Source organism: Bradyrhizobium sp. HKCCYLRH1034 (assembly GCF_051168375.1).
Taxonomy (GTDB): domain Bacteria; phylum Pseudomonadota; class Alphaproteobacteria; order Rhizobiales; family Xanthobacteraceae; genus Bradyrhizobium.
Window position 1 is genome coordinate 57,617 of record NZ_JBNPUW010000015.1, and the last position, 23,870, is coordinate 81,486.

Genomic DNA, 23,870 nt, shown 5'->3' on the forward strand with positions numbered 1-23,870 from the left:
ACTCCTTTGAGGGGTTGGTAGAGAGGGCCGGATCAGTGGCCCGGATGGATAGCATCGTTGAGATAGATGCAGGTGAGGATCGTGAAGACGTAGGCCTGGAGGAACGCGACCATCAGCTCGAGGCCGGTCAGCGCGACCGTGAGGCCGAGCGGCAGCAGCGCGCCGACCTTGCCGACGAAGCCGAGCGCGCCGAGCATGGTCACGAAGCTCGCGAACACCTTCAGGGTGACGTGGCCGGCCAGCATGTTGGCGAACAGACGGACGCTGTGCGAGATCGGGCGGGAGAAGAAAGAGATGATTTCGATCACGACCACCAGCGGCAGGATCACCGCGGGGATGCCGGACGGCACGAACAGCTTAAAGAACTTCAGGCCGTTCTTGTAGAAGCCGTAGATGATGACCGTCAGGAACACCAAGAGCGCCAGCGAGAAGGTGACGATGATGTGGCTGGAGACGGTGAAGGTGTAGGGGATGATGCCGACGATGTTCGAGACGAAGATGAACATGAACAGCGAGAACACCAGTGGGAAGAACGTCATGCCGTGCGAGCCGGCGCTGGTTCTGATGGTGTTGGCGACGAATTCGTAGGACAGCTCGACCACCGACTGGAACCGGCCCGGCACGAGCGCGCGCCCGGCGGCCATCATCATGACGGCGATCAGCACGACCGCGAGCAGCATGTACGCGGACGAGTTGGTGAAGGTGATCTCCTGATTGCCGATATGGCCGATCGTGAAGATCTTGTTGAGGTGGAATTGATGGATCGGATCGATCATCCGCGTGGCGTCTCATTGTTCACCGGCCACGCCGGCGCTTTGCAATTCACTCGTTGGTCTTCCGCGCCGAGGTCTTCCGCGCATGCCTCACTGGCGGGGCCTGTCGGGAGCTATGCCTGCGGATCTCACCACGTTCAACACGCCGGCGGCGAAGCCGAGCAGGAAAAACACGATGAATCCGAAGGGCGATGTCGACAGCAAGCGGTCGAAGCCCCATCCAAGCACCGCGCCGACGAGGACACCGGCAATCAACTCGGACGACAGTCGCAGGCCACGCGCCATGGCCGAAGCCCTGGCTGCAGTGTCACCGCTGCCGATTCCAGGTTGATCAGTCCCGATCGAGCGGCCGTCGCGAATTTCGGACAACCGTTGGTCGAGACTTCCGAGCCTTGCGGAAAGCGCAACCTCATCGGGCGACTTGTCGCGATCCTTGTGTCCGCTGCTCTCGTTCGTGTCATCCGCCATGTGCCATCCGCCACGTGTGGAGACCCGACCCGGCCGCGAGTTTCAGGAATTAGCGCCCCATCGCCCTTTAAAGCCGGGCGGACCATACTGACCGCATCCCCCCAAGTCAAGATTGCGTGTTGAACTGTTAGATGCCTGAATTTACACGTTTTCTCGGCTTTTTCGTCAGATCGGTCGCGCGTGTCACCGCGCCGCATCAACAGTGTTGTGTGCGGCTGCGATCTTGCACCTGTCAGTGCCCTCTGATCCGATGTCGCTGACCTCCAACCGGCACGGGAACCCGCATGTCGCGCCAGATCGATTACTATTTCTCGCTGCAGTCGCCATGGGCCTATATCGGCCACCGGCTGTTCCGCGACATCGCCGCGAGCCACGGCGCGACCGTCAACCTCAAACCGGTCATGCTGGTGGATCTGTTCGCCGAGACCGGCGGGCTTCCGCTGGCCAAGCGCCATCCGGCGCGGCAGCGCTATCGCATCGTCGAGCTGAAGCGGTGGCGCGACAAGCGCGGTCTCGATTTCCACATCCAGCCGAGCAACTGGCCCTTCAACGCCCGGCTCGCCGACGGCGTCGTCATCGCGGCGCAGCAGGCCAGCCTGGATCCCGAGCCCTATCTGCAGCGCGCCTTCCCGGCCATCTGGGAGCAGCAGCTCAATCTTGCGGATGCCGAGGTGATCGCCGGCTTGGCCGATGCAGCCGGTCTGCCGGGCCGCGATCTCGTGACGCAGGCGGCGACGGACGTGGTCGGGGCGGCCTACGAGCAGAACCGGCAGGACGCGATCGCGGCCGACGTGTTCGGCTCGCCGGCCTATGTGCTGGACGGCGAGATCTTCTGGGGGCAGGACCGCCTCGAGCTGCTGGCGGACGCGTTGAAATCCGGTCGCTCCGCCTATACGTCCGAAGCATAGGTGCGGCCTGTGGCAGGGGATCGCACCTGAGGCAACGTCATGGCCGCGACACAATGTCGGCGTGCATGGCGGCGGTTGCGAATGCGCCTGGGAGAGCCAGCCATGAGTCTCACGAAGCCGTACCGGCCGTCCCTCCTCGCGCTGCTGGCGTTGAGCTGCCTGGGCGGAGAGGCGTTTGCGGTCGAGGACACCGCGCCTGACGGCGACAAGGGACGCTATACGATGTCGACGACATCGGACGGCGTGATCCGGCTCGATACCAAGACCGGTGCGGTCTCGATGTGCAACAACAGCAGTGGATCGGGCTTTGCTTGTTACGCGGTGCCTGATGAGCGCGCCGCGCTGGACGCCGAGATCGGCCGTCTGCAGGCGGAGAATGAAAAGCTCAAGGGCCAGCTCGCGTCGCGCGATCAGAGCATCTCCGGCAAGATTGATGAGCCGCTGCCGAAAGATCAGGCGCTGCCCAAGTCCGATCAGTTGAGGAAAGCCGAACCCAGGACGGGGGACAAGCCGGGTGAATCGAAATCCTCCGATGGAACGCGCAAGCTCGAGATCCCGCTGCCCAGCGACCAGGACATGGACCGCATGATGGGGTTCCTCGAGCAGGCCTGGCGCCGGCTGCTCGACATGGCAACACGGGTGCAGAAGGACGTCTCGGGCAGGATCTGAGACCGCTTCGAGGAGGCTGTATCCATGTCGGCACGATCGGCCTCGCGCACGGCACTTTCGGTCGTCGCGATCGATACGGTGGCGACGTCGATCCTGACGGCGCAGACTTCGGGCCGCGGCTTCACCGATCTCACGCGCGAGGTCGAGGCGTTCCTGCGTGAAGTATCCGCCAGGGAAGGCGCGGTGACCCTGTTCGTTCGCCACACCTCGGCGTCGCTGACGATCCAGGAGAATGCCGATCCCACCGTGCTGCACGATCTCACCACGGCGCTGGCGCGGCTGGCGCCGGAGGATGCCGGCTGGATGCACGACACCGAGGGGCCGGACGACATGCCGGCACACGTCAAGACCATGCTGAGCGCGGTCTCGCTGCAGGTGCCGGTGCAAGACGGCCGCATGATGCTCGGCACCTGGCAGGCGCTCTATCTGATCGAGCATCGTGCGCGTCCGCATCGGCGCGAGGTGGTGTTGCAGTTCATCGGCGCGGCCTGAGGCCATAAAGAGAAAACCCGCGGGTCTGAAATGCGGAACGGCCGCGGAGTGATCCGCGGCCGCTCGTCGTTGGAGGCAGATGCGAGCGGGGTGCCGCTCGCCTCGTGATCAATTGGCCTGGATGTCGACGTCCTTGGTTTCCGGCAGGAACAGGAAGCCGACCACCGCAGTGATCACGGCGAAGAAGATCGGGTACCACAGGCCGGCATAGATATCGCCGGTCGAGGCCACGATCGCGAAGGCGGTTGCGGGCAGGAGGCCGCCGAACCAGCCGTTGCCGATGTGATACGGCAGCGACATCGAGGTGTAGCGGATCTTGGTCGGGAACAGCTCGACCAGCATCGCGGCGATCGGGCCGTACACCATGGTGACGAAGATCACCAGGATGAACAGCAGACCGATGATGGCGGCCACCTGCGGACGGAAGATGTCGAACGGATGCGCCATCTTGACGATCCCGGCGTCACCCGCCTTCGGATAGCCGGCCTCGCCGATCGCGGCCGTCAGCGCCGGGTTGCTGGTCTTCGCATCGGTGTAGGGCACTTCCTTGCCGTTGAAGGTGACCTTCACGCCGGAGCCGGCCGGGCCATAAACGGTCGAGTACCTGACCGAGGACTGGGCCAGGAAGGCGCGGGCGGTGTCGCAAGGCGCGGTGAAGACGCGGGTGCCGACCGGGTTGAACAGATCGCCGCAGCCGGCGGGATCAGCCACCACTTCCACCTTCGTCGCCTCGATCGCCTTCTCCAGCGCCGGATTGGCGTTGGTGGTGATCATCTTGAAGATCGGGAAGAAGGTCAGTGCCGCGATCAGGCAGCCGCCCATGATGATCGGCTTGCGGCCGATTTTGTCGGACAGCATGCCGAACACGATGAAGAAGCCGGTGCCGAGCAGCAGCGACCAGGCGATCAGCAGGTTGGCGGTGTAGCCATCGACCTTCAGGATCGATTGCAGGAAGAACAGCGCGTAGAACTGGCCGGTGTACCAGACCACGCCCTGGCCCATCGTGGCGCCGATCAGCGCCAGCAACACGATCTTGGCGTTGCCCCAGTTCGCGAACGCTTCCGTCAGCGGCGCCTTCGAGCTCTTGCCCTCGTCCTTCATCTTCTGGAACACGGGCGATTCGTTCAGGCGCAGACGGATCCAGACGGAGACGCCGAGCAGCAGCACGGAGACCAGGAACGGAATGCGCCAGCCCCATTTGGCGAAGTCGGCCTCGCCGATGATGGTGCGGGTGAACAGGATGACCAGCAGCGACAGGAACAGGCCCATCGTCGCCGTCGTCTGGATGAAGGAGGTGTAGTAGCCGCGCTTGCCCATCGGGGCGTGCTCGGCGACATAGGTCGCGGCGCCGCCATACTCGCCGCCGAGCGCGAGGCCCTGCAGCAGGCGCAGGCCGATCAGGATCACCGGTGCCGCGAAGCCGATGGTCTCGGCGTTCGGCAGCAGGCCGACGATGAAGGTCGACAGGCCCATGATCAGGATCGTGACCAGGAAGGTGTATTTGCGGCCGACGATGTCGCCGATGCGGCCGAACACGATCGCGCCGAACGGGCGGACCAGGAAGCCGGCGGCGAACGCGAGCAGTGCGAAAATGTCGCGGGTGGCTGCCGGATAGCCGCTGAAGAACTGCGCGCCGATGATCGAGGCCAGCGACCCGTAAAGATAGAAGTCGTACCACTCGAAGACGGTGCCGAGAGAGGAGGCCAGAATGACGAAGCGTTCGTCCTTCGTCATGCCTCCCGATCTCGCTTGTGTGGCTACCATTGTCGACATCGGCATTCGCTCCCCATGATTGTTGTGATGATGGCTTTCGCCTCCGCATGCCGGACTTGGACGGCGCAGGTCGCGGAGACCTTGCTCTTCAGTAACATTGCAGTGAAACCCGCCCCAATACGACTTTCGGCTCTGCCCTCGGCGGCGCGCGGGAAAGATGGGGACATTGCGCCGGATCAAGTTCGGTGAGCGGCCGTCGCGCTACCGATGTTGCGTTGCACAAGGTTCGGATTTACCGCCTTCCCTGCAAGTGGAATTGGACGCTTGCATGCAACCGGTGGCCGGGCGAGTATTTCCGGAAAACCGGGCGCGTGCAGTTGCAGCACGTCGTCGGTCTCGCAAGGTCAAGTCTGGATTCATGGCGGCTGCCAGCACCCATCTCGTCATTGCCGATGATCACCCGCTGTTCCGCAACGCTTTGCGGCAGGCGGTCGCGAGCGTGCTCGCGGAGGCCGTGGTCGACGAGGCCGGTTCGTTCGAGGACCTCACCGCGCTGTTGGAAAAGGATTCCGAGGTCGATCTCGTACTTCTCGACCTCACCATGCCCGGCATCTCCGGCTTCTCGGGCCTGATCTATCTGCGCGCGCAATATCCGGCGATCCCGGTCGTCATCGTGTCGGCGAGCGACGATGGCGCGACAATCCGCCGCTCGCTCGATTTCGGCGCCTCCGGCTTCATCCCGAAGCGGTTCGGTGTCGACACGCTGCGCGATGCCATCAAGAAGGTGATGGACGGCGACGTCTGGGTGCCGCCCGACACGGACTTGGCCGCCGGCGCCGATCCGGAGATGACGAAGCTGCGCGACCGTCTGGTGACGCTGACCCCGCAGCAGGTGCGGGTGCTGATGATGCTGTCGCAGGGGCTGCTCAACAAGCAGATCGCCTACGAGCTCGGTGTCTCCGAGGCGACCATCAAGGCGCATGTGTCGGCCATCCTGCAGAAGCTCGGCGTCGAGAGCCGGACGCAGGCGGTGATTGCGGCGGCGAAGATCGCGGGCAGCGCCTGGCGGCAGGACGCGCCAACGGGGAAGTAGGCGACGGGAAAATCTGGATGAGTCGTCATTCCGGATTCGGCTCTGCGAGCCGCCCCGGAATGACGACACCCCGCAGCTGTCTGCCGGAGGCGCCATTGGCCGGCGCTTGATGCCGTCTTGCAGTGTATGTGGACAGCGTCCATTCCGCACGCCTTCTGCTTCACTCGCGACACACCTTCACGGCCTCGCGGCGCACAGCGCGTCCGAGCTTTGCTCATTGTCCGCCCCCTCGAAGACAGAGGGCGCAGGGAAGGCCGGGCGCTGGCCGCGCCCGTGGCCCGCCTGCAGAAAAAAAGCAGGCGGCAGTCACCACAGGTCTGGCCGAACACACCCGGCCCTCCCTGCGCGATGGTTTTGACGGCTGCTCCGTGCTCTCCCCGGGGACCGGCGTTCTTGCCCCCGTCATCCGCAACATCGTCGCTACGGACTTGGCATCAGCACCGGGATGCCAGGACCACACGGCTTGACCGTGCGCGCCGGATCGTTCGTCCGCAGGACCAAGCCCGCTGCGACCCGACGCGCCCACCGCATCCCGCGCCCCACGTTCGTGACGATCGCGAAGCGCCCCTCATGGCGGGCACGGGACGACTCAGTGATTAGCATGATTTCTGGAAAATGGAAATTGAAATTTTGACTGACTCTCGTTGAGTCGGCGTCGTCGGCAGTAGGAAAAATCTGCTATCCTTTGCCGATGACCCGAACCGGCACCTGGATAGACACGACCGGCGGTCCGCACCTGCTCATCCCGTTCGAGAAATTGCCGTTTTGGCGAGGCATCGAAGGATGGCGCAATCACCAGGGTCCGAAGGACCAAAGCGACTATGCACGTGCATGCAGGGTGAATACCTGGCTGGGATCGATTGTCTGCGGCGATGGTGCCGCTATCGTGTTTTCGGGCGATATCGGTGACGTGGCGTGGTACGCAAGTGATCGGGGTGACCGAGGCCATTTTGTTCAATGGCTCGGCGTAGACGACGAGCGGCTGATTGATCTTGCACTACGCGCGCCGCAACTCCGAGACGATCTCTGCGGTGCAGACGCCGAGCGGCTCGAATTCAAGACCGGTACGTCCGGAGTCATGTGGCTGATCGATGCATCGGATCCGGGTGATGATCTGCAGGGTAATCATCTGACCGTCGTGCTGCGGCCGGGAAAATACCTCGCGAGAGCGGTTCACTACGAGTCAGTAGGGCTCGCGATTGTCGTTCGCGAGATTCGCTGGATGAGCCCGTGAGTATCGACGATGTTTAGAAGTTCAGGTCGTTCACTTGACGTACGACAGGGCTGCTGGGATCGGAAGACAGGAAGGCGAGACGGGTCGATGTCAGCAACACGTTGTTCAGCTTGGGCGGCCTCTTTGATCGTCGTGTCGATCGCGCAAGTCTCGCCTGGATCTGCTTGCTCATCTGCGAAGCCGATTCCGACTGACGAGGAGCTGCTCGCGCGAGCGTCTGCGGTCGTCGTCGCGCATCTCACATCTGTTGAAGAGATCGACGTGCCGGCCAATATGAAGGGAGCCTACAACACGATCGTTGAAGCATCGGTCTCTACGATAGAATCGATCAAAGGAAGTCCACCGAAAAACGGAAAGGTCCGGAGCGCGCCGTTTGGGTACGGCAACTGCACCCTCCCGCTCTTGGCGGGCGCCGACTACATCCTCTTCCTGAATGAGAAAGATCCCTACATCACCTCCTTGAGCGGATCGACCGGACCCGTTCTGAACCTCGACGCGGTTGAGGTGCGCGAGAGGCTGGCAAAGCTGAGGTCTCTGGCGAAGTAGTGGATCGCAGTGATACGGTGGCGTGCACGTCGAGCTGACGCGAACGTTTGGGAGCGGATGTCTCTCGTTCGTCGCGTTCTTCTGCGAGACCTACGACGGGATGGACAGGGGATCTTACCACGGGGTTGCTCGTCGACGACCGCTTGTTCTGGTCACATTGACATGGCCATCCAGATCCCGCTGTCATCGTCCGCCGCCCGGTCGGGCCTTCGGCATGCCGGATGACAGGCTTTGGCGGACGATCCAGTACGCCGTAACGTCTCGGTTCGATATCTTCTGCCGCGGAGTACTGGATGCTCCGCCTTCGCGGAGCATGACAGCGGGGGCACCGCGAGAGTTCCGCCTGACCGCGGGTTCAGGGAGCGCGCGTCTAGATAAACCGCCGCACAAACCTTAGCGTCGCCTCCGCCACCTCGCGCCAGCCGCTGTCGATGGTCAGCGAGTGGCCGCGTTGCGGGAATTGTCCGAACTCGGTGACCGCGTGCTGATTGCGCTTCTGCCGCTCGAACGCTGCGTGAGCGACCGAGGGCGGCACGGTGTGATCATGCTCTCCGGAGATGATCAGCAGCGGACCACGGTCGGCGGCCTCGATGTCGACGCGGGCTTCTGTCCACGGATTGAGATTGGCAGCTGCGGCCTGGAAGATCGGCCGGCCCGGGGCCGGCGCCTGATAGGCGTCGCAGAGCTCTTCGCTCTCGGCTTCAGACACCGCGTTGGCGAAGGCGTAGCGGAACTGGTCGGACGTCGGGCTGACGTTGCGGCTGGCGTTGGCTGGGTTGTGCAGCACCGGCCAGGCGGAGCACAGGGCGGAGATGGGCAACGGCAGCACGCCGCGAAACGGCGCCGGATCGATCGCGACCGTCGCCGCCGACAGCCCGCGGCCGGCGAGGATCTGCGCGATCAGGCCGCCGAAGGAATGGCCGATGAGGGCGGGGCGCCGGTCGAGTGCGCCCGCGATCGCGGCGAAGTGCGCCGCTACCTCGCCGATGGTTTCGGGCGCGGCGGCGCCACCCATCTCCGCCGGCCAGCCGGGCGCCAACCCGGCGTAGCCGGCGGCGTCGAACAGCTCGACCCACCGATCCCACGAGCCGGGCTTCAGCCACAGGCCGTGGATGAAGATGATCGCGCGCCTTTGCGAGGCGTTGGCCCCGCCGACCGCATCATCGCATGTGTGGGTCGACATGATCGGCGCCCTTCTGCTGCGTTGGATCAGTTGCGCGGCGGCGTGGCGGCGGACTGCCCGTTGAGGAAGGCGTCGATCGCAGCGACCGTCGCGGCCGGCTGCTCCTCCATCAGCCAATGGCCGGAGCCGGGGATGACCTGCTCCTGCACGTTGGACGCGCCGGCCCGTGCCACCACCGCCATGGTCGGGCCGAAGGACGCCGCGCCACCGATCGCCAGCACCGGCATCGTCAGCTTGCCATGCGCCGCGAGCCAGGCGCGGTTGTCGATCGCGTCCTGATCGAAGGCGGCGAACTGGCTGAAGCCCGCATGCATCCGCCCCGGGCCGGCATAGAGCTGCGCGTAATGGACGCGCGCGGCCTCCGGGAAGTGGGCAGGGTTAGCCGAGAACTCGTTCCAGAAGCGGTCGAGATAGATGCGCTCGCGCCCCTCCACCAGGCGCTCCATGTCGGGGCCGCCGAAGCGGAAGTGCCACAGCAGCGGGTTCTTCAGGATCTCCTCCCACGGGCCGATGCCCGGCACCGGCGCATCCATCAGCACCAGCTTGGTCACGCGGTCGGCGTGCCGCGCCGCCAGCGCATAGGCGACCATGTTGCCGATGTCGTGCGCCACGACCTCGGCGGTGCGCGCGCCCAGCGCGTCCATGACGCCGGTGATGTCCTCGGCCTGGTTGGCCTTCTCAAAGCCCTTGTCGGCGCGGGCGGACAGGCCGAGCCCGCGCAGGTCGGGCACGATCACGGTGTGGTTCTCGGCGAACTTAGCGGCGAGCGGCACCCACATGTCGCCGGTGTCGCCATAGCCGTGCAGCAGGACGACCGCCGGTCCGCTGCCGCCGACGCGGACATGGAGCGTGGTGCCGTTGGTCGGGATCTCCTGGGTGCGGAAGGTCTTCGGGAAATTGCCGGGCGCGTCGGTTGCGTCGGCGAGGGCGGCGCTGGTCAGCATCGTGAGCGCGCTGGCGGCGAGGGCGGTTCGTTGCAGCAGGCGGGGAAGGGTCATGGCGATCTCCTCAGTGGGCGTGTTGATGCACGCAAAGCTAGACGAGGGAGGTGCGCGGTATTAGAGGGTAGCCGCGCCAAGGATTTTTTACCGGGACGCAAAGATGGTGCTGGCCAGCGCGGATCGTGCCAGGGATCTCGAAGTGTTCTGCGCCGTCGCCGGCAGCGGCAGCTTCTCGGCCGCTGGTCGCAGTCTCGGGCTGACGCCATCGGCTGTGAGCCGGACGCTCGACCGCATCGAGGCGCGGCTTGGCGCGCGGCTGCTGTTGCGAAGCACGCGGGCGCTGACGCTGACCGCCGAGGGGCAGTCCTATCTCGCGGCCGCCCGTCGCATTCTCGCCGACCTCGACGAGGCCGAGCAGGCGATCGCAGACCAGGGCGCGCCGCGCGGGCGCATCCGGGTCAGCGCCGCCCTCTCGCACGGCCGCGTCTGCATCGTCCCTCTGCTCGGCGAGTTCGTGCGGCGCTATCCGAACATCCTGGTCGACATCAATCTGAGCGACGGGCTCGTCGACGTGGCGGCGGGGCAGGCGGACGTCGCGATTCGCGGCGGTCCGCTGCCCGACAGCGCGCTCACCGCGCGCCGCCTCGGCGACAACGGCCGCACCATCGTCGCCTCGCCCGACTACCTGGCGCGCTGGGGCGTGCCGGAGGCGCCGGAAGACCTCTACAACCACAATTGCCTGAACTTCAGCTTTCGCCGCGCCGAGCCGGTGTGGCCGTTCCGCCGCGATGGCGTCGACTATGCGCTGAAGGTGCGCGGCGCCGTCGAAGCCAACAGCGGCGACACGCTCAGCCAGCTCGCGCTCGATGGCGTCGGCATCGCCCGCGTCGGCGATTTCAGCCTCGGCAACGCGATCGCAGAGGGGCGGCTGGTGCCGCTGCTCGAAGCGTTCAATCCCGGCGACAGGGAGGTCTTTCACGCCGTCTTCGTCGGCGGCGCCAACACGCCCGCGCGTGTTCGGGTGTTCGTGGACTATCTGGTCGAGCGGATGGGGGACAGTCCCGGCAAGGCAGCAACGCGGCGAGGGTCGTGACTTGGCAGCCGCCCTTACTCCGCCGCCACCATCTGCTGAATCCGCCACTGTCCCAACAACGCCCGCAGCGACGCCGGCTTCAGCGGCTTGTTGAGCACGGCGATGTTGTCGTCGCGGGCGGCAGCGCGGACGTGGGGGCTGCGGTCGGCGGTGATCAGGATCGCGGGCAGCGCCTCGTTGAAGCGGCGGCGGATGTCGCGGATGGCGGCGATGCCGTTGCCGCGGTCGAGATGGTAGTCGACGAGCAGGCCGGTGACGGCGCCGTCGCGCGCCGCGATCGCCTCCATCGCGGACTCCGGATCAGGGACGGCGATCACCTCGGCGTCCCACGCCGTCAGCAGGGTCTTCATGCCGTCGAGGATCGCCGGGTCGTTCTCGATGCAGACGATCAGGGCGCCCGCAATCGGCGTCGTCGCCAGCGGGGTTGCGGTGGTGACGGCGGCGGTGTGGTTGATCGCCTTGGCGATCGGCACCGTCACTGAGAACACCGAGCCGCGGCCGGGCCGCGAGTCCAGCGCAATGCCGTGATTGAGCACGCGCGCGATGCGCTCGACGATCGACAGCCCCAGGCCGAGGCCGCGCGCGATCCGCGCGCCCTGCTCGAGGCGGTGGAATTCCTTGAAGATCTCGCCGCGCTTGACCGGGGGGATGCCGACGCCGGTGTCGTAGACGCCGATTTGCAGCGACTGGCCGTGGCGGCGGCAGCCGACCAGCACGCGGCCCTTGGGGGTGTACTTGATGGCGTTGGAGATGAAGTTCTGCAGCAGCCGGCGCAGCAGCAGACGGTCGGACTCGACCGGCAGCGACGACGGCACGAACACCAGCTCCAGACCCTTGGCGCGCGCGGCGGGCGCGAACTCGATCTCCAGCGAGCGCATCAGGTCGGCCATCTTGAAGCTCGAGACCTGCGGCGTCATCGCGCCGGCATCGAGCCGGGAGATGTCGAGCAGCGCGCCGAGAATCTCCTCGATCGCCTCGAGCGAGTCGTCGATGTTCTCGACCAGGCGCGAATCCTCGCCGGCCGTCTGCCGCTCGACGAGGCTCGTCACGTAGAGCCGCGCCGCGTTCAGCGGCTGCAGGATGTCGTGGCTGGCCGCCGCAAGGAAGCGCGTCTTGGAGATGTTGGCGTCCTCGGCGGCGCTCTTCGCCAGCGCCAGCTCCGAGTTCAGCCGCGTCAGCTCCTCGGTGCGGTCGCGGACGCGCTTCTCCAGCGTCGCATTGGCGCGCTCCAGTGCCTCGGCGGCTTCGAACGAGGGCGTGACGTCGGTGAAGGTGATGACGAGGCCGCCATCCGGCATGCGGTTGGTGCGGACCTCGATCACCATGTGGCGGTCGGCGAGGCGTTCCAGATAGGGCTCGCCTTCGGTGGTGTAGGCGGCGAGCCGCCGCGCCAGCAGCGCCTCGCCGTCCTCATAGGTGGGCGCGCCGATCGTGCCCATGAATTCGAGGATTTCCTTCAGCGGGCTGCCGATCTGCACCAGATCCGGCGGCAGCCCGAGCAGGTCGACGAACTGGCCGTTGGAGCAGATCAGTTGCAGGTCGGCGTCGAACACCGCGATGCCCTGGCGCACATGGTTCAGCGCGGTCTGCAGGATCTCGCGGTTGAAATGCAGCGCGGCATGGGAATCGTCGAGCAGCTTGAGCGCGGCCTTGGCGGACACCGTGCGCTTGCGCAGGAGCAGCGACATCACGAGGCGCGACGACGCCGCGCCGATCGACGAGGCGATCAGGTGCTCGGCATGGCGCAGCAGCTCGAAATCGGCCGGCGCGGCCGGATCGAGCGGGAGGTTGCGCTGGGCGGCGAACGCCTCGAACGAGGCGCGGGCACGGTCGGGACCGAGATATTGGCCGACCGTGCTCTGGATGTCCTGCACCGTCACGGTCGAGCGCCAGCGCCGGAAGCTCGGCGCACTCGGCGTCAGCTCGGCCGGCACGAAGATGTCGGCCTGCAACAGCTCGATCGACGACGGCTGCCGCGCCAGCGACAGCACGACGTAGGTCAAGAGATTGAGCGACAGGCTCCACAGCACGCCGTGCAGCAGCGGCGGCAAATCGGTGCCGAGCAGCGCCTGCGGCCGCAGCGGCTCGAAGCCGAACGGACCGTGCTGCAGGAACAGGATGCCGGCGGTGGAGGTGTCGAGGAAGCTCGGGATGAACAGCGTGTAGAGCCAGACGGCGAAGCCGACCAGCATGCCGCCCATTGCGCCGCGCGCGGTCGCGCGCCGCCAGAACAGACCGCCGAAGAAGCTCGGTGCGAGCTGCGCGATGGCGGCGAACGACAGCAGGCCGATCGCGGCGAGCTGGGTGTTGCCAAGCGCGCGGTAGTAGAAATAGGCCATCACCATGATGGCGAAGATCGCGATGCGGCGGGTGCCGAGCAGGAAGCCGGCGAAGTCGCGGCCGATCTCGCGCTGCTCCTGGCGCTGCAGCACCAGGGGCACGACGATGTCGTTGCACACCATGATCGACAGCGCCACGCATTCGACGATCACCATCGCGGTCGCCGCCGACAGGCCGCCGACGAAGACCAGGATCGACAGCCATTGCGAATTGGCCTCGATCGGCAGCGCCAGCACGTACATGTCGCTGTCGACGGCGCCGAACGGGAAGGTGATGAGGCCGGCGAGAGCGATCGGGATCACGAACAGATTGATCGCGATCAGATAGAGCGGAAACAGCCAGCGCGCACGCGACACCTCGGCATCGTCGGCGTTCTCGACCACGCTGACATGGAACTGGCGCGGCAGCAGCATCGCGGCGCAGAACGACAGCAGGGTCATGGTGAGGAAATTGCCGATGCCCGGCACATATTCCAGCGCGCGCTCGGCCTCCGGCGATTTCATGGCCCGCTCGATCAGCTCGACCGGCGAGAACATCCAGAAGGTGACGAAGGCGCCGGCGGCGATGAAGGCGACCAGCTTGATGATCGACTCGGTCGCGACCGCCAGCATCAGGCCGTGCTGATGCTCGGTGGCGTCGGTCTGCCGCGTTCCGAACAGCACCGCGAAGACAGCCATCGCCAAGGTGACCATCAGCGCCATGTCGCCGACGAAGGGGATGTGGGCGAAGGCGCGGTCGTCGATCAGGATGGTCTGCAGCGACGAGGCGACGGCCTTGAGCTGCAGCGCGATGTAAGGCACCGAGCCGATGATCGCGATCAGCGCCACGGTGGCCGCCACCGCCTGGCTCTTGCCGTAGCGGGCGCCGATCAGGTCGGCAACGGAGGTGATGTTCTGCGACTTGGCGAGCCGGATCACCCGGCGCAGCAGCGGCGTGCAGGCGCCGACCATCAGGATCGGCCCGAGATAGATCGCGAGGAAGTCGACGCTGGTGCGGGAGGCGAAGCCGACCGAGCCGAAGAAGGTCCAGGACGTGCAGTAGATCGCCAGCGACAGCGGGTAGATCAGCCCGGCCAGCCGACCGCGGCTCTCTGCCGGCCGCCGTTCGCCGGCCCGGTTGCCGCGGCTGGCGACCAGGAACAGGAACCCGATATAGCCGAACGCGGCCAGGATCACGCCCCAGTCGTGCAGCATCTCCTACGCGTCTCCGACGTCTTCCTCGAAGGCTCCGGGCTGATCCCGTTGTCCGGGAAATCTAGCCCGTTGCTGGAGGCAGGGCGATAGCGATCTTGCCGAGAGAGCGCGGAGCTGGAGTCATCGTTAGCGCGGGAGACCCCGCAGTCTCCGCCGTCGTTCCGGGGCGCCCGCAGGACGAGCCCGGAATCCATGTCGCCTGATGCCGTGCTGCCCGATGGATTCCGGGCTCGTGCTCCGCACGCCCCGGAATGACGGAAAGGGTGTTGCTCGGTCAGCTCGGCGGCAAGCGGGGCAAACGGCCACCACGTTTTCCGCCGTCATTCCGGGGCGCCCGCAGGGCGAGCCCGGAATCCATGTCGCCTCATGCCGTGCTGCCCGATGGATTCCGGGCTCGTGCTTCGCACGCCCCGGAATGACGGATAGGGTGTTGCTCGGTCAGCTCGGCGGCACGCGGGGCAAACGGGCCACCACGTTTTCCGCCGTCATTCCGGGGCGCCCGCAGGGCGAGCCCGGAATCCATGTCGCCTCATGCTGTGCTGCCCGATGGATTCCGGGCTCGTGCTTCGCACGCCCCGGAATGACGGAGAGAGGGAACTACTCCGCCGCCAGCGGCTTCTTGTGCAGCGCGAGTCCGAGCCGTTCCCAGACCTGCAGCAGGGCTTCCGCCAGGCGGTCGATCAGGCCGTCGTCGTGGTAGGGCGAGGGCGTGATGCGCAGGCGCTCGGTGCCCTTGGCGACCGTCGGGTAGTTGATCGGCTGGATGTAGATGCCGTGCTCTTCGAGCAGGAGATCGGAGGCCTGCTTGCACTTCTCGGGATCGCCGACGAACAGCGGCACGATGTGGGTGTCGTTGGTCATCACCGGCAGGCCGGCGGCGTTGAGGACCGCCTTCACCCGTGCGGCGCGGTCCTGGTGGCGCTCGCGCTCCCAGCTCGACGATTTCAGGTGCTTGATCGCAGCCGTGGCGGCCGAGCAGATCGGCGGCGGCAGCGCGGTCGTGAAGATGAAGCCCGGCGCGTACGAGCGAACCGCATCGATGATCTCGCCCTTCGCGGCGATGTAGCCGCCGAGGCAGCCGAACGCCTTCGCCAGCGTGCCTTCGAGGATGTCGATGCGGTGCATGACGCCATCGCGCTCGGCGATGCCGCCGCCGCGCGGGCCGTACATGCCGACCGCGTGCACCTCGTCGACATAGGTCATCGCATTGTAGCGCTCGGCGAGATCGCAGATCGCAGCCAGCGGCGCCACGTCGCCGTCCATCGAATACAGGCTCTCGCAGGCGATCAGCTTCGGCCTGTTAGGACCGGCGGCGATCAGGAGCTGTTCGAGATGGGCGAGATCGTTGTGGCGCCAGATCTGGCGCTCGCAGCCGGACTGGCGCACGCCCTCGATCATCGAATTGTGGTTCAGCGCGTCCGACAGGATCAGGCAGTCGGGAATCAGCTTGGCGAGCGTGGCGATGCCGGTCTGGTTCGACACGTAGCCGGAGGTGAACAGCAGCGCCGCTTCCTTGCCGTGGAGGTCGGCGAGCTCGGCCTCGAGCTGCACCAGGGGATGATGGGTTCCGGCGATGTTGCGGGTGCCGCCGGCGCCGGTGCCGACGCGGGTTGCGGTCTCGACCATCGCGCCGACCACCTTCGGGTGCTGGCCCATGCCGAGATAGTCGTTGGAGCACCAGATCACGACATTGCGCGGTCCGCTCGGCGAGTGCCAGGTCGCGTGCGGGAACCGGCCGGCGATGCGTTCGAGATCGGCGAAGACTCGGTAGCGACGCTCATCATGCAGGCGACCGAGGGCGGCACTGAAGTACTGGCTGTAGTCCATCACGAAACCCGAACTGGCGCGCTGCAGTGCAGCACCTGAAGCGAAAACCTCGCGGCATGCGTGGCGTAAGGTCTTCTTAGAGCGTTTCCAGAGCGGCTGTCGAGCCGGAATCCCAAGGCGGGAATTGGGCGATTTGTCCAAGGGGGGAGTGATCTCGGCCGAACGGCGCCGGGATTGCGGCGACGCGGCGGCGTCGCGGCCCCGCAGCCTCAGGTGGTGCGATAATGCAGCACGCCGTCGATGGTCTGGCTGGTCAGGCGGCCCTCGACCAGCATGTAGTTGACATGGGCGATCAGCTCGCCGGCGGCGAAGCCCATCTGGTGCGGGTCGAGCACGTGCTTGTGGAACACGACCGGCACGAGCTGCGCCGAGGTCTTCGGCTCGTCGCGGCAGGCGTCGGCGATCATCCGGCAGCGCTCCTCGTGGTGGTCGGCGAGCTGCTTGATGCGCGTCTTCAGCCCGTAGAACGGCACGCCATGGCCTGGCAGCACCAGCACGTCATAGGGCAGGGTGGTGGTGAGGCTCGCCAGCGAGGCCAGATATTCGCCGAGCGAGTTCTGGTCGGGCTCGACCGCCCAGACGCTGACATTGGGCGAGATCTTGCTCAGCACCTGGTCGGCGGACAGGAACAGCTTGTCGGCGGCGCAGTACAGCATGACCTGGTCGAGCGCGTGCCCGCCGCCGGTGATGACCTTGAAGCGCCGGCTGCCGATTTGGATCTCGTCGCCATGGGAGATGCGGCGGTAGGAGGCCGGCAGCACCGAGACGCGCTGCAGATATTCCTGGCCGCGGCCGAGCAGCTTGTCGGTCAGGGTCTCGTCCATGCCGTGGCGGCGGAAGAACAGCCGCTGGGCATTGCGGCGCTCCTCGGTGCCGCGGTTCTGGTGATAGACCGACTGCAGGTACTCGACCTGCGACATCACCAGCGGGCAATTGAAGCGCTCGACGATCCAGCCGGCGAGCCCGACATGGTCGGGATGCGAATGCGTCACGATCAGCCGGCTGATCTTGACGTGCTTGAGCGGGCCATCGAGCAGCCGCGTCCAGGCGGCGATCGACTCCTCGTTGCCGAAGCCGGAGTCCACCGCGACCCAGCCATCGCCATCGGCGAGCAGATAGATGTTCACATGGTTGAGGCGGAACGGCAGCTTCAGGCGCAGCCACAGCACGCCGGGCGCGACCTCGACGACCTGATCCTCACCGGGATGCTGCTCCCAGGGATAGCGCAGCGCTTCGGCGGAGGAGTGAACGGTGTCTGTCTTCGTCATGCCTCATCGATTAACGGCCGCCGCGCGCGAGCGCCAGCCGAAAAACACATGGCTGGACGGCATTCCGGGGTACGGAAGCTGCGTCGGGTCGCGCCAGCATGACCTGCCTCGACGCCTTCTGCTTCGCCACGCCCCCGTCATTCCGGGGCGAGGCCGCAGGCCTCGAACCCGGAATGACCGGCGAGTAGCAACTACGCCGCTCGGATGTTGGTCAGGAACGCATCGACCTCGGCGCGCAGGGTGTCGGCCTCGCGCCGCAGCGCTTCGGAGGCACTGAGCACCTCGTTGGCGGAGGTGCCGGCCTGGGCTGAGGCGCTGGAGACGCCTGTGATGTTGTTGGAGACCTCGGTGGTGCCGGAGGCCGCCTGCTGGATGTTGCGGGCGATCTCGTGCGTCGCGGTGCCCTGCTGCTCCACGGCGGCGGCGATCGCGGTGGTGACGTTGTCGATCTCGGCGATGGTCTCGCCGATGTTGCGGATCGCCGACACCGCCGACGAGGCGACCTGCTGCATGCCCGCGATCTGGGTGCGGATCTCGTCGGTGGCCTTGGCGGTCTGGCTCGCCAGGCTCTTCACCTCCTGCGCGACCACCGCGAAGCCGCGGCCGGCCTCGCCGGCGCGCGCCGCCTCGATGGTGGCGTTGAGCGCGAGCAGGTTGGTCTGCGAGGCGATCGCCTGGATCAGGTCGACGACGACGCTGACGCGGCTCGCGTTGTCGGCGAGCCCCTGCATCGTCGAATCGGTGGCGCCGGCTTCCTCGACCGCCTTCTTGGCGATCTGGGCCGAGGTCACGACCTGGCGGCTGATCTCCGCGATCGACGACGACAATTGCTCGGTGCCGGCCGACACGGTCTGGACGTTGACCGAGGTCTCCTCGGCAGCCGCCGCGACCGCATTGACCAGCGAGTTGGACTGGTCGGCGGTCTGCGACATGCTCTGCGCGGTCGCCTGCATGGCCGTGGCGGAGTTCTGCAGCGTGCCGAGGGCGCTGCGCACCGTCGCCTCGAACGTGGCGATCTGGGCCTCCATGCGCGCGGCGCGCTCGGCCTTGGCGGCATTCTCGCGGTCCTGCTCGGCGGCCAGGGTGCGGGCACGGACCATGTTCTCGCGGAACACCTGCAGGGTGTCGACCATCGTGCCGATCTCGTCGCGCTGCTTCGAGGCCGCAATCTCGGTGTCGAGATCGCCGCTCGACAGCGTCTGCATCGCCTGCTGCAGCCGCTTGATCCGGCGCAGGATGTTGCCGCCGACATAGAGCCAGACGAACAGCACCGAGCCGAGCAGCGTGGCTGCGCCGGCACCGGCCATGCCGAGCGTTGCCAGCTCGATGTCACGGCCCGCCGTGCCGGTGGTGCTTTCGGTCGACTTGCGCACGCCTTCGACGAGCTGCTGCACGCTGATGTCGAGACCGACATTGAGCTTGCGCGTCTCCTCCAGCACGGTCTGCCCGTAGTCGTTGGCGTCGAGCTCCTTCTCGCGCGTCTTGAACACGCGGGCCTTGCCCTCGCCGAGTGCGGCGAGCTTCAGCGCGGCATCGTGGATTGCCTTGGTGCTGCGGCCGGTCGGCAGCAATTCGAGATTGGATTTGAGCTGCGCCAGCGCCTCCTTGAACTGCCGCTCGATCGTCTCCAGCGTGTCGCTGTCGTTGGCCGATAGCGCGGCGGCCATCTGCGCCACCAGCAGGTTGCCGGACGCGATCACGTTGCCGAGCTGCTCGACGAACCGTGCGGCCGCCGTCGCGTCGTCCGCCGACACCTCGGCCGCGCCGAGCACGGCGTTGAGCTGCGTCTGGGCATCCAGCATCGGCTCGTTGGCGGCGGCAGTGAAGTCCGCCTGCGCCTTGCGCAACGCGTCATACTGCTTGTTGTGCAGGGCCGCGACTTCGAGACGCTCGCGTGCGGCGGACACCAGGCTCTGATTGGCCTCGTTGATGTTCTTGATGGTCTCGGCGAGCGGCGCCACCACGCTCTTCGCGGCGCCGAGCGCGCTGATCTCGCTCAGGCGCTCCTGCGTGGTTTTCTGGATCTCCTGCATCTTCTTCAGGCGCTCGTTGAGCGCGTCCTCGCTCTGGGACTGCAGCAGCGCCGGGCCGAGGCTGGCCAGGCCGGAGCTCTGCGCCAGCAATTGCAGGCTCGAGGTCAGGCGCGGAATCTCGCGGCCCGAGAGTTCGACCATGGTGCCGCCGACGTGTCGCAGCATCAGTCCCGCAGCGACGCTGATCGCGATCGCCATGCCGGCGATCACTGCGAAGGCTGCGAACAGGCTGCCGCGGACGCCCCACCTGGGTCGCAGGACTCCGAGCACCCTGCTGAAGCTGAACCGTATCGCCATCTCTGGTGTCCCCCGATATGCACTACTTGGAGCTGTTGCTTGCAGGCAGTATCGCGGCGGGCGGTTAACAAATCCGGGAAACTACTCGGGCAGTGCTGAGTTTTCTCGCATTTTCGCATTTCACCGTGCGGCATTTAACGGGACGGAAGGGATTGTTGGGCCGCGCTTTCGATAACCTATGACAGAAAAGGCCGGCATCGCTGCCGGCCTTCCCGCCGTTTGTTGTTATTTGACGCCTGCGGATCAGTAGCGGGCCGCGAGCGGAGCGCCCCAGTTGAAGCGGTAGTTCACGCCAGCCTTGAAGGTGTGGTCGTCGGTGGTGAAGCTGCCGGTCGGCACCAGCGCGGCGGGCGCCGTGAAGGTAGCGCTGCCGAAATTGTAGTACTGATACTCGGCCTTGGCCGACCAGTTCGGCGCGAACATGTATTCGAGTCCGCCGCCGACGGTCCAGCCGTTGCGATGGTCGCCATTGGTCGCGAAGCCGACCGGCGTGCCGGCGAACGTCACCTTCTCGTTGTTGTCGGAATAGGCGTAGCCGCCCTTCACGTAGAGCAGGCCCGGACCCCAGGTATAGCCGAAGCGGCCGGTGATCGAGCCGAGGCCGCGCTGGCTGTTGGTGTAGACGAGGCCGCCGGGGAAGGCGGCGCCGACGCTGCCGCTCAGCCAGCTGTACTGGCCCTCGGCGCCGATCACCCAGGTCGGTGCGAACTGCCAGTCGGCGCCGACCTGCAAGCCGCCCAGGAAGCGGCCGTTGGAGTTGTTGCCGGTGGCGAGGCCGGAGAAGTTGTTGTCGCTGGAGAACGCGCCGCCGAGATGGGCGCCGAGATAGAAGCCGGTCCAGTTGTAGATCGGGGCGGCGTAAGCCGGCGGCGCCTTGGTGGCGTAAGGATAGGTCCGGGCGCCGAGATCGGCGGCGACAGCGGACTGGGCCGAAGCCAGCGCGGCGACGGCAACGGTTGCGAACAGGATCTTCTTCATGGCGGGTCTCCGATACTCAACTAACAAGGCTCGCGCATCGCGCGCCGTCGATGCATCGGAGATAGATCGCTTTTGAATAAAATGCTGTCACTCCCGCAGCACACCGGCCTCCAACCCGACCTTCTCCGGGCAAAGGTTCTGGCGTAGTTAGTAATGCACTAACGAAGGCTGAACCGGGAGTTAACGCCGGGCCCCTTTGTGCCGCCGCGGCACAACCGGTTAAGGCGCGTTAAGAGCTCGATGCAGAGCCGCGACTGCGTCGCGCAGCTGCTCGCGATGAACGATGTCGTCCTTGGGCATCGAAGCGATGCCGGCGGCGAGCTCGTGCAGAATCGCGGCGAGCAGTCCGAAGTTCAGGTGCATATGGATCGACTTGCGGACGTCCTCTGGGCCGGGCCGCTCCAGGGTCAATGCCAGGCCGGATGATTCGAGATGGGCTTCGAACCGCGAGGAATGCTCGAACGTGCCGGCATAGAACTTGTCGGGATATTCGAGCGCGATCTCGGCCTTGTCCGGGATGGGTTTCGACATGGTGGCTCCTGAAGCGGCGATGCATGAATGTTCGCAGATCCGCCTCCCGCCGCCTTGCGCCAGGTCATAGTGGGAGGAGCGCCTGCATCCTCGGCCGAAACGGGCTGGACCGCATTTCTACGGAGGCGGAAATTTACCTTCCCTGAGAAAAGGTTGTGCACGCTGGATCAAATTAACGACTCGATGCCGGTCGTTCCGGACGGACCAGCTCCATGCAAGCGAGCGGAGAGGGCTCCGGCGGGGCGACGGCGGGTGCAGTCCACCCTCCAGCGAATGTGCCGCCGACATGAAGATGCGTCTCTCCATTTCCACGTTCATTGCGGCTTTTGGCCTTGTGCTCGCACTCGGCTTCGGTGCGGTCGTGCTGACCAGCGCCTATGCGCTGCGCGAGCTCAAGGTCGGCGGGCCCCTCTACGACAAGATCAAGCTCGGCAATGATCTGGTGGCCGACATCCTGCCGCCGCCTGAATATGTGCTCGAGGCCTATCTCGAGGCGACCCTCGCACTCCGGACGCCGAACGACCTCGACACGCACGTCAATAAGCTGGCGCAACTGAAGAAGGACTATGAGGATCGCAAGACGTTCTGGACCGGCTCGGCGCTGCCGTCCGATCTGAAATCGCTGCTGGTCGAACGATCGGACGGCGAGGTCCGGAAATTCTGGCAGGCCCTGGAGGCCGAGTTGATCCCGGCGCTGCGCTCCGGCGACATGGCGAAGGCCGATGCCGCCTATGCCCGGCTGGCCGAAGCCTACGCCGCCCACCGCGCGGTGATCGATACGCTGGTCGACAAGGCGAACAAGCTGAATTCGGACATGGAGGCGACGGCGGCGACCCAGGATCGCAGCATCTCCATCATTGTGTGGACCGTGTCCGGCATCGTTCTGGCTCTGGTCGTCGCCGGCATGTCGGGGCTGGTGATCGGCGTCGTCCGTCCGCTGTCGCGCATGACCGGGCTGATGCGGCGGATCGCCGAGGGCGATCTGTCGGCCGACATTTCCTATTCGGAACGCGGCGACGAGATCGGCGCGATGGCGGGCGCGCTGAGCATCTTCAAGACCAACGCGCTCGAGAACGCGAGCCTGCGCGACAGGCAGGAGCGCGATCGCTCGGCCGCCGAGGAGCATAAGAAGCGCGCCATGCTCGACATGGCCGACGTGATCGAGCGCGAGACCGAGACGTCCGTCGAAGCTGCGGCCGGCGCATCGCGCCAGGTCGAGGCCGTCGCCGCAGGCCTCTCGAAACTGGCCGAGGAACTGTCGACCGATGCGCAATCGGTGGCCGCAGCCTCGGAGAAGTCGCTCTCCAATGCCCAGACGGTCTCGTCGGCAGCCGAGCAACTGAGCTCGGCGATCCGCGAGATCTCGAGCCAGGTGGCGCGCGCCAGCACGATCACCAAATCGGCGGTGACCGAGCGCGAGAAGGCGAAGAACACGATGCTCTCCTTGTCCACGGCCGTGGACAAGATCGCCGAGGTCTCCAACCTGATCGGCGGCATTGCCGAGCAGACCAACCTTTTGGCGCTCAATGCCACCATCGAGGCCGCGCGCGCCGGCGATGCCGGTCGCGGCTTTGCCGTGGTTGCGGCCGAGGTCAAGTCGCTGTCGGATCAGACCGCCAAATCGACCGAGGAGATCTCGCGCCTGATCGGCGAGGTGCAGACCACCACGCAGGCGACCGTCGACGTCGTCGAAGGCATCGGCAGCCAGATTTCCGAGATCGACGAGGTCGCAGCCTCGATCGCCGCGGCGATGGAGGAGCAGCACGCGGCGACCCAGGAGATCAGCCGCTCGGTCCAGTCATCGGCCAGCGCGGCGCGCGACGTGTCGTCCAAGATCGGCAATGTCGGCAGGGACGCCGGCATGGTCAATGATCGGGCCGCCGAGGTGCGCAACGCCATCGGCTCCGTGGCAACGGGCCTGACCTCGCTCCGTGCCACGCTGGTGAAGGCCGTCAGGACGGCGACCGCCGAAGCCGATCGCCGTCAGTCGCCGCGGTTGAAGTCGAGCCTGTCGATCAAGGTCGTCGACGATCGCAGGGGCGCGGTGAAGGCCGATCTGGTGGACATTTCCGAAGGCGGCGCCTGGTTCCGGTTCGACCCCGAGCCGGGCATCGGCGATCGCGGCGTCATGGAATTCAGCGGCTTCGACGGAAGCGTGCCGTATCGGGTTCGCGCCCGTGAAAAGGACGCGCTGCATGTCGAGTTCGACCCCGGCCAAAATCGCGAGGCGTTCCTGGCATGGTTCAGGCGGACCTTCGCACGGCAGGCGGCCTAGACGGAGCGAGGTCGC

Annotated in this window: 19 protein-coding genes; 8 read left to right on the forward strand and 11 right to left on the reverse strand. The window is 66.1% G+C overall.

Annotated elements, in window-relative coordinates; all coding sequences use genetic code 11:
* Nucleotides 1–32 precede the first annotated feature (32 nt).
* Nucleotides 33–776, reverse strand: coding sequence for a F0F1 ATP synthase subunit A (locus tag ACQR0W_RS28200; protein WP_315735910.1), 744 nt, complete (start codon nucleotides 774–776; stop codon nucleotides 33–35).
* Between the two features lie 87 nt (nucleotides 777–863).
* Nucleotides 864–1,241 carry an AtpZ/AtpI family protein gene (locus ACQR0W_RS28205; protein ID WP_315717908.1) on the reverse strand — a complete coding sequence of 126 codons (378 nt, stop codon included), beginning with the start codon at nucleotides 1,239–1,241 and terminating at the stop codon, nucleotides 864–866.
* A gap of 284 nt (nucleotides 1,242–1,525) precedes the next feature.
* Between ACQR0W_RS28205 and ACQR0W_RS28210 the strand changes: the two genes are divergently transcribed.
* The 3 genes from ACQR0W_RS28210 to ACQR0W_RS28220 all read left to right on the forward strand — a co-directional run bounded on the left by ACQR0W_RS28210 (nucleotide 1,526) and on the right by ACQR0W_RS28220 (nucleotide 3,310).
* Nucleotides 1,526–2,149 carry a 2-hydroxychromene-2-carboxylate isomerase gene (locus ACQR0W_RS28210; protein WP_316170728.1) on the forward strand — a complete coding sequence of 208 codons (624 nt, stop codon included), beginning with the start codon at nucleotides 1,526–1,528 and terminating at the stop codon, nucleotides 2,147–2,149.
* 102 nt (nucleotides 2,150–2,251) lie between these two features.
* Nucleotides 2,252–2,818, forward strand: a complete 567-nt coding sequence (locus ACQR0W_RS28215) for a hypothetical protein (protein WP_315828027.1) — start codon at nucleotides 2,252–2,254, stop codon at nucleotides 2,816–2,818.
* Nucleotides 2,819–2,842: 24 nt separating this feature from the next.
* Entirely contained in the window at nucleotides 2,843–3,310 is a 468-nt protein-coding gene (locus tag ACQR0W_RS28220) for a secondary thiamine-phosphate synthase enzyme YjbQ (RefSeq protein ID WP_315717905.1), read from the forward strand.
* Between the two features lie 108 nt (nucleotides 3,311–3,418).
* On the opposite strand, the gene ACQR0W_RS28225 is transcribed toward ACQR0W_RS28220, so the two are convergent.
* Nucleotides 3,419–5,089 (reverse strand): MFS transporter, encoded by a 1,671-nt coding sequence (locus ACQR0W_RS28225; RefSeq protein ID WP_315717904.1) that lies wholly within the window; start codon nucleotides 5,087–5,089, stop codon nucleotides 3,419–3,421.
* Between the two features lie 352 nt (nucleotides 5,090–5,441).
* On the opposite strand from ACQR0W_RS28225, the gene ACQR0W_RS28230 reads away from it, so the two are divergent.
* From ACQR0W_RS28230 to ACQR0W_RS28240, 3 genes are all read left to right on the forward strand, one after another.
* On the forward strand, nucleotides 5,442–6,116 hold the full coding sequence (locus ACQR0W_RS28230; protein ID WP_316170729.1) for a response regulator transcription factor: 675 nt from the start codon (nucleotides 5,442–5,444) through the stop codon (nucleotides 6,114–6,116).
* Nucleotides 6,117–6,807: 691 nt separating this feature from the next.
* On the forward strand, nucleotides 6,808–7,350 hold the full coding sequence (locus ACQR0W_RS28235) for an Imm21 family immunity protein (protein WP_316170815.1): 543 nt from the start codon (nucleotides 6,808–6,810) through the stop codon (nucleotides 7,348–7,350).
* An 87-nt stretch (nucleotides 7,351–7,437) separates the two neighbouring features.
* The gene (locus tag ACQR0W_RS28240; protein ID WP_316170730.1) at nucleotides 7,438–7,896 is read left to right on the forward strand and encodes a hypothetical protein; all 459 of its coding nucleotides are present in this window, start codon (nucleotides 7,438–7,440) and stop codon (nucleotides 7,894–7,896) included.
* A 370-nt stretch (nucleotides 7,897–8,266) separates the two neighbouring features.
* Here the strand turns inward: ACQR0W_RS28240 and ACQR0W_RS28245 are convergent, their stop codons facing one another.
* Together ACQR0W_RS28245 and ACQR0W_RS28250 are read right to left on the reverse strand one after the other, a co-directional pair.
* Nucleotides 8,267–9,079: an alpha/beta hydrolase gene (locus tag ACQR0W_RS28245; RefSeq protein ID WP_316170731.1), complete on the reverse strand. Its 813-nt coding sequence runs from the start codon at nucleotides 9,077–9,079 to the stop codon at nucleotides 8,267–8,269.
* A 26-nt stretch (nucleotides 9,080–9,105) separates the two neighbouring features.
* Nucleotides 9,106–10,077, reverse strand: a complete 972-nt coding sequence (locus tag ACQR0W_RS28250; protein WP_316170732.1) for an alpha/beta fold hydrolase — start codon at nucleotides 10,075–10,077, stop codon at nucleotides 9,106–9,108.
* 103 nt (nucleotides 10,078–10,180) lie between these two features.
* Here ACQR0W_RS28250 and ACQR0W_RS28255 point away from each other — a divergent pair, with 103 nt between their 5' ends.
* Complete coding sequence (locus ACQR0W_RS28255) at nucleotides 10,181–11,113, forward strand: LysR family transcriptional regulator (protein WP_315717900.1); 933 nt, start codon at nucleotides 10,181–10,183, stop codon at nucleotides 11,111–11,113.
* A gap of 14 nt (nucleotides 11,114–11,127) precedes the next feature.
* Here ACQR0W_RS28255 and ACQR0W_RS28260 read toward each other — a convergent pair whose 3' ends face one another.
* The 6 genes from ACQR0W_RS28260 to ACQR0W_RS28285 all read right to left on the reverse strand — a co-directional run bounded on the left by ACQR0W_RS28260 (nucleotide 11,128) and on the right by ACQR0W_RS28285 (nucleotide 21,580).
* Complete coding sequence (locus ACQR0W_RS28260; RefSeq protein ID WP_315717899.1) at nucleotides 11,128–14,646, reverse strand: PAS domain-containing hybrid sensor histidine kinase/response regulator; 3,519 nt, start codon at nucleotides 14,644–14,646, stop codon at nucleotides 11,128–11,130.
* A gap of 597 nt (nucleotides 14,647–15,243) precedes the next feature.
* Nucleotides 15,244–16,473 (reverse strand): 5-aminolevulinate synthase, encoded by a 1,230-nt coding sequence (hemA, locus tag ACQR0W_RS28265; RefSeq protein ID WP_315717898.1) that lies wholly within the window; start codon nucleotides 16,471–16,473, stop codon nucleotides 15,244–15,246.
* A 209-nt stretch (nucleotides 16,474–16,682) separates the two neighbouring features.
* On the reverse strand, nucleotides 16,683–17,741 hold the full coding sequence (locus ACQR0W_RS28270; RefSeq protein ID WP_315717897.1) for an MBL fold metallo-hydrolase: 1,059 nt from the start codon (nucleotides 17,739–17,741) through the stop codon (nucleotides 16,683–16,685).
* Between the two features lie 191 nt (nucleotides 17,742–17,932).
* Entirely contained in the window at nucleotides 17,933–20,071 is a 2,139-nt protein-coding gene (locus ACQR0W_RS28275; protein WP_316170733.1) for a methyl-accepting chemotaxis protein, read from the reverse strand.
* 243 nt (nucleotides 20,072–20,314) lie between these two features.
* Nucleotides 20,315–21,049 (reverse strand): outer membrane protein, encoded by a 735-nt coding sequence (locus ACQR0W_RS28280; protein ID WP_315717895.1) that lies wholly within the window; start codon nucleotides 21,047–21,049, stop codon nucleotides 20,315–20,317.
* 219 nt (nucleotides 21,050–21,268) lie between these two features.
* Complete coding sequence (locus ACQR0W_RS28285; RefSeq protein ID WP_315717894.1) at nucleotides 21,269–21,580, reverse strand: hypothetical protein; 312 nt, start codon at nucleotides 21,578–21,580, stop codon at nucleotides 21,269–21,271.
* 286 nt (nucleotides 21,581–21,866) lie between these two features.
* Between ACQR0W_RS28285 and ACQR0W_RS28290 the strand changes: the two genes are divergently transcribed.
* Complete coding sequence (locus ACQR0W_RS28290) at nucleotides 21,867–23,855, forward strand: methyl-accepting chemotaxis protein (protein ID WP_316170734.1); 1,989 nt, start codon at nucleotides 21,867–21,869, stop codon at nucleotides 23,853–23,855.
* Nucleotides 23,856–23,870: the final 15 nt, after the last annotated feature.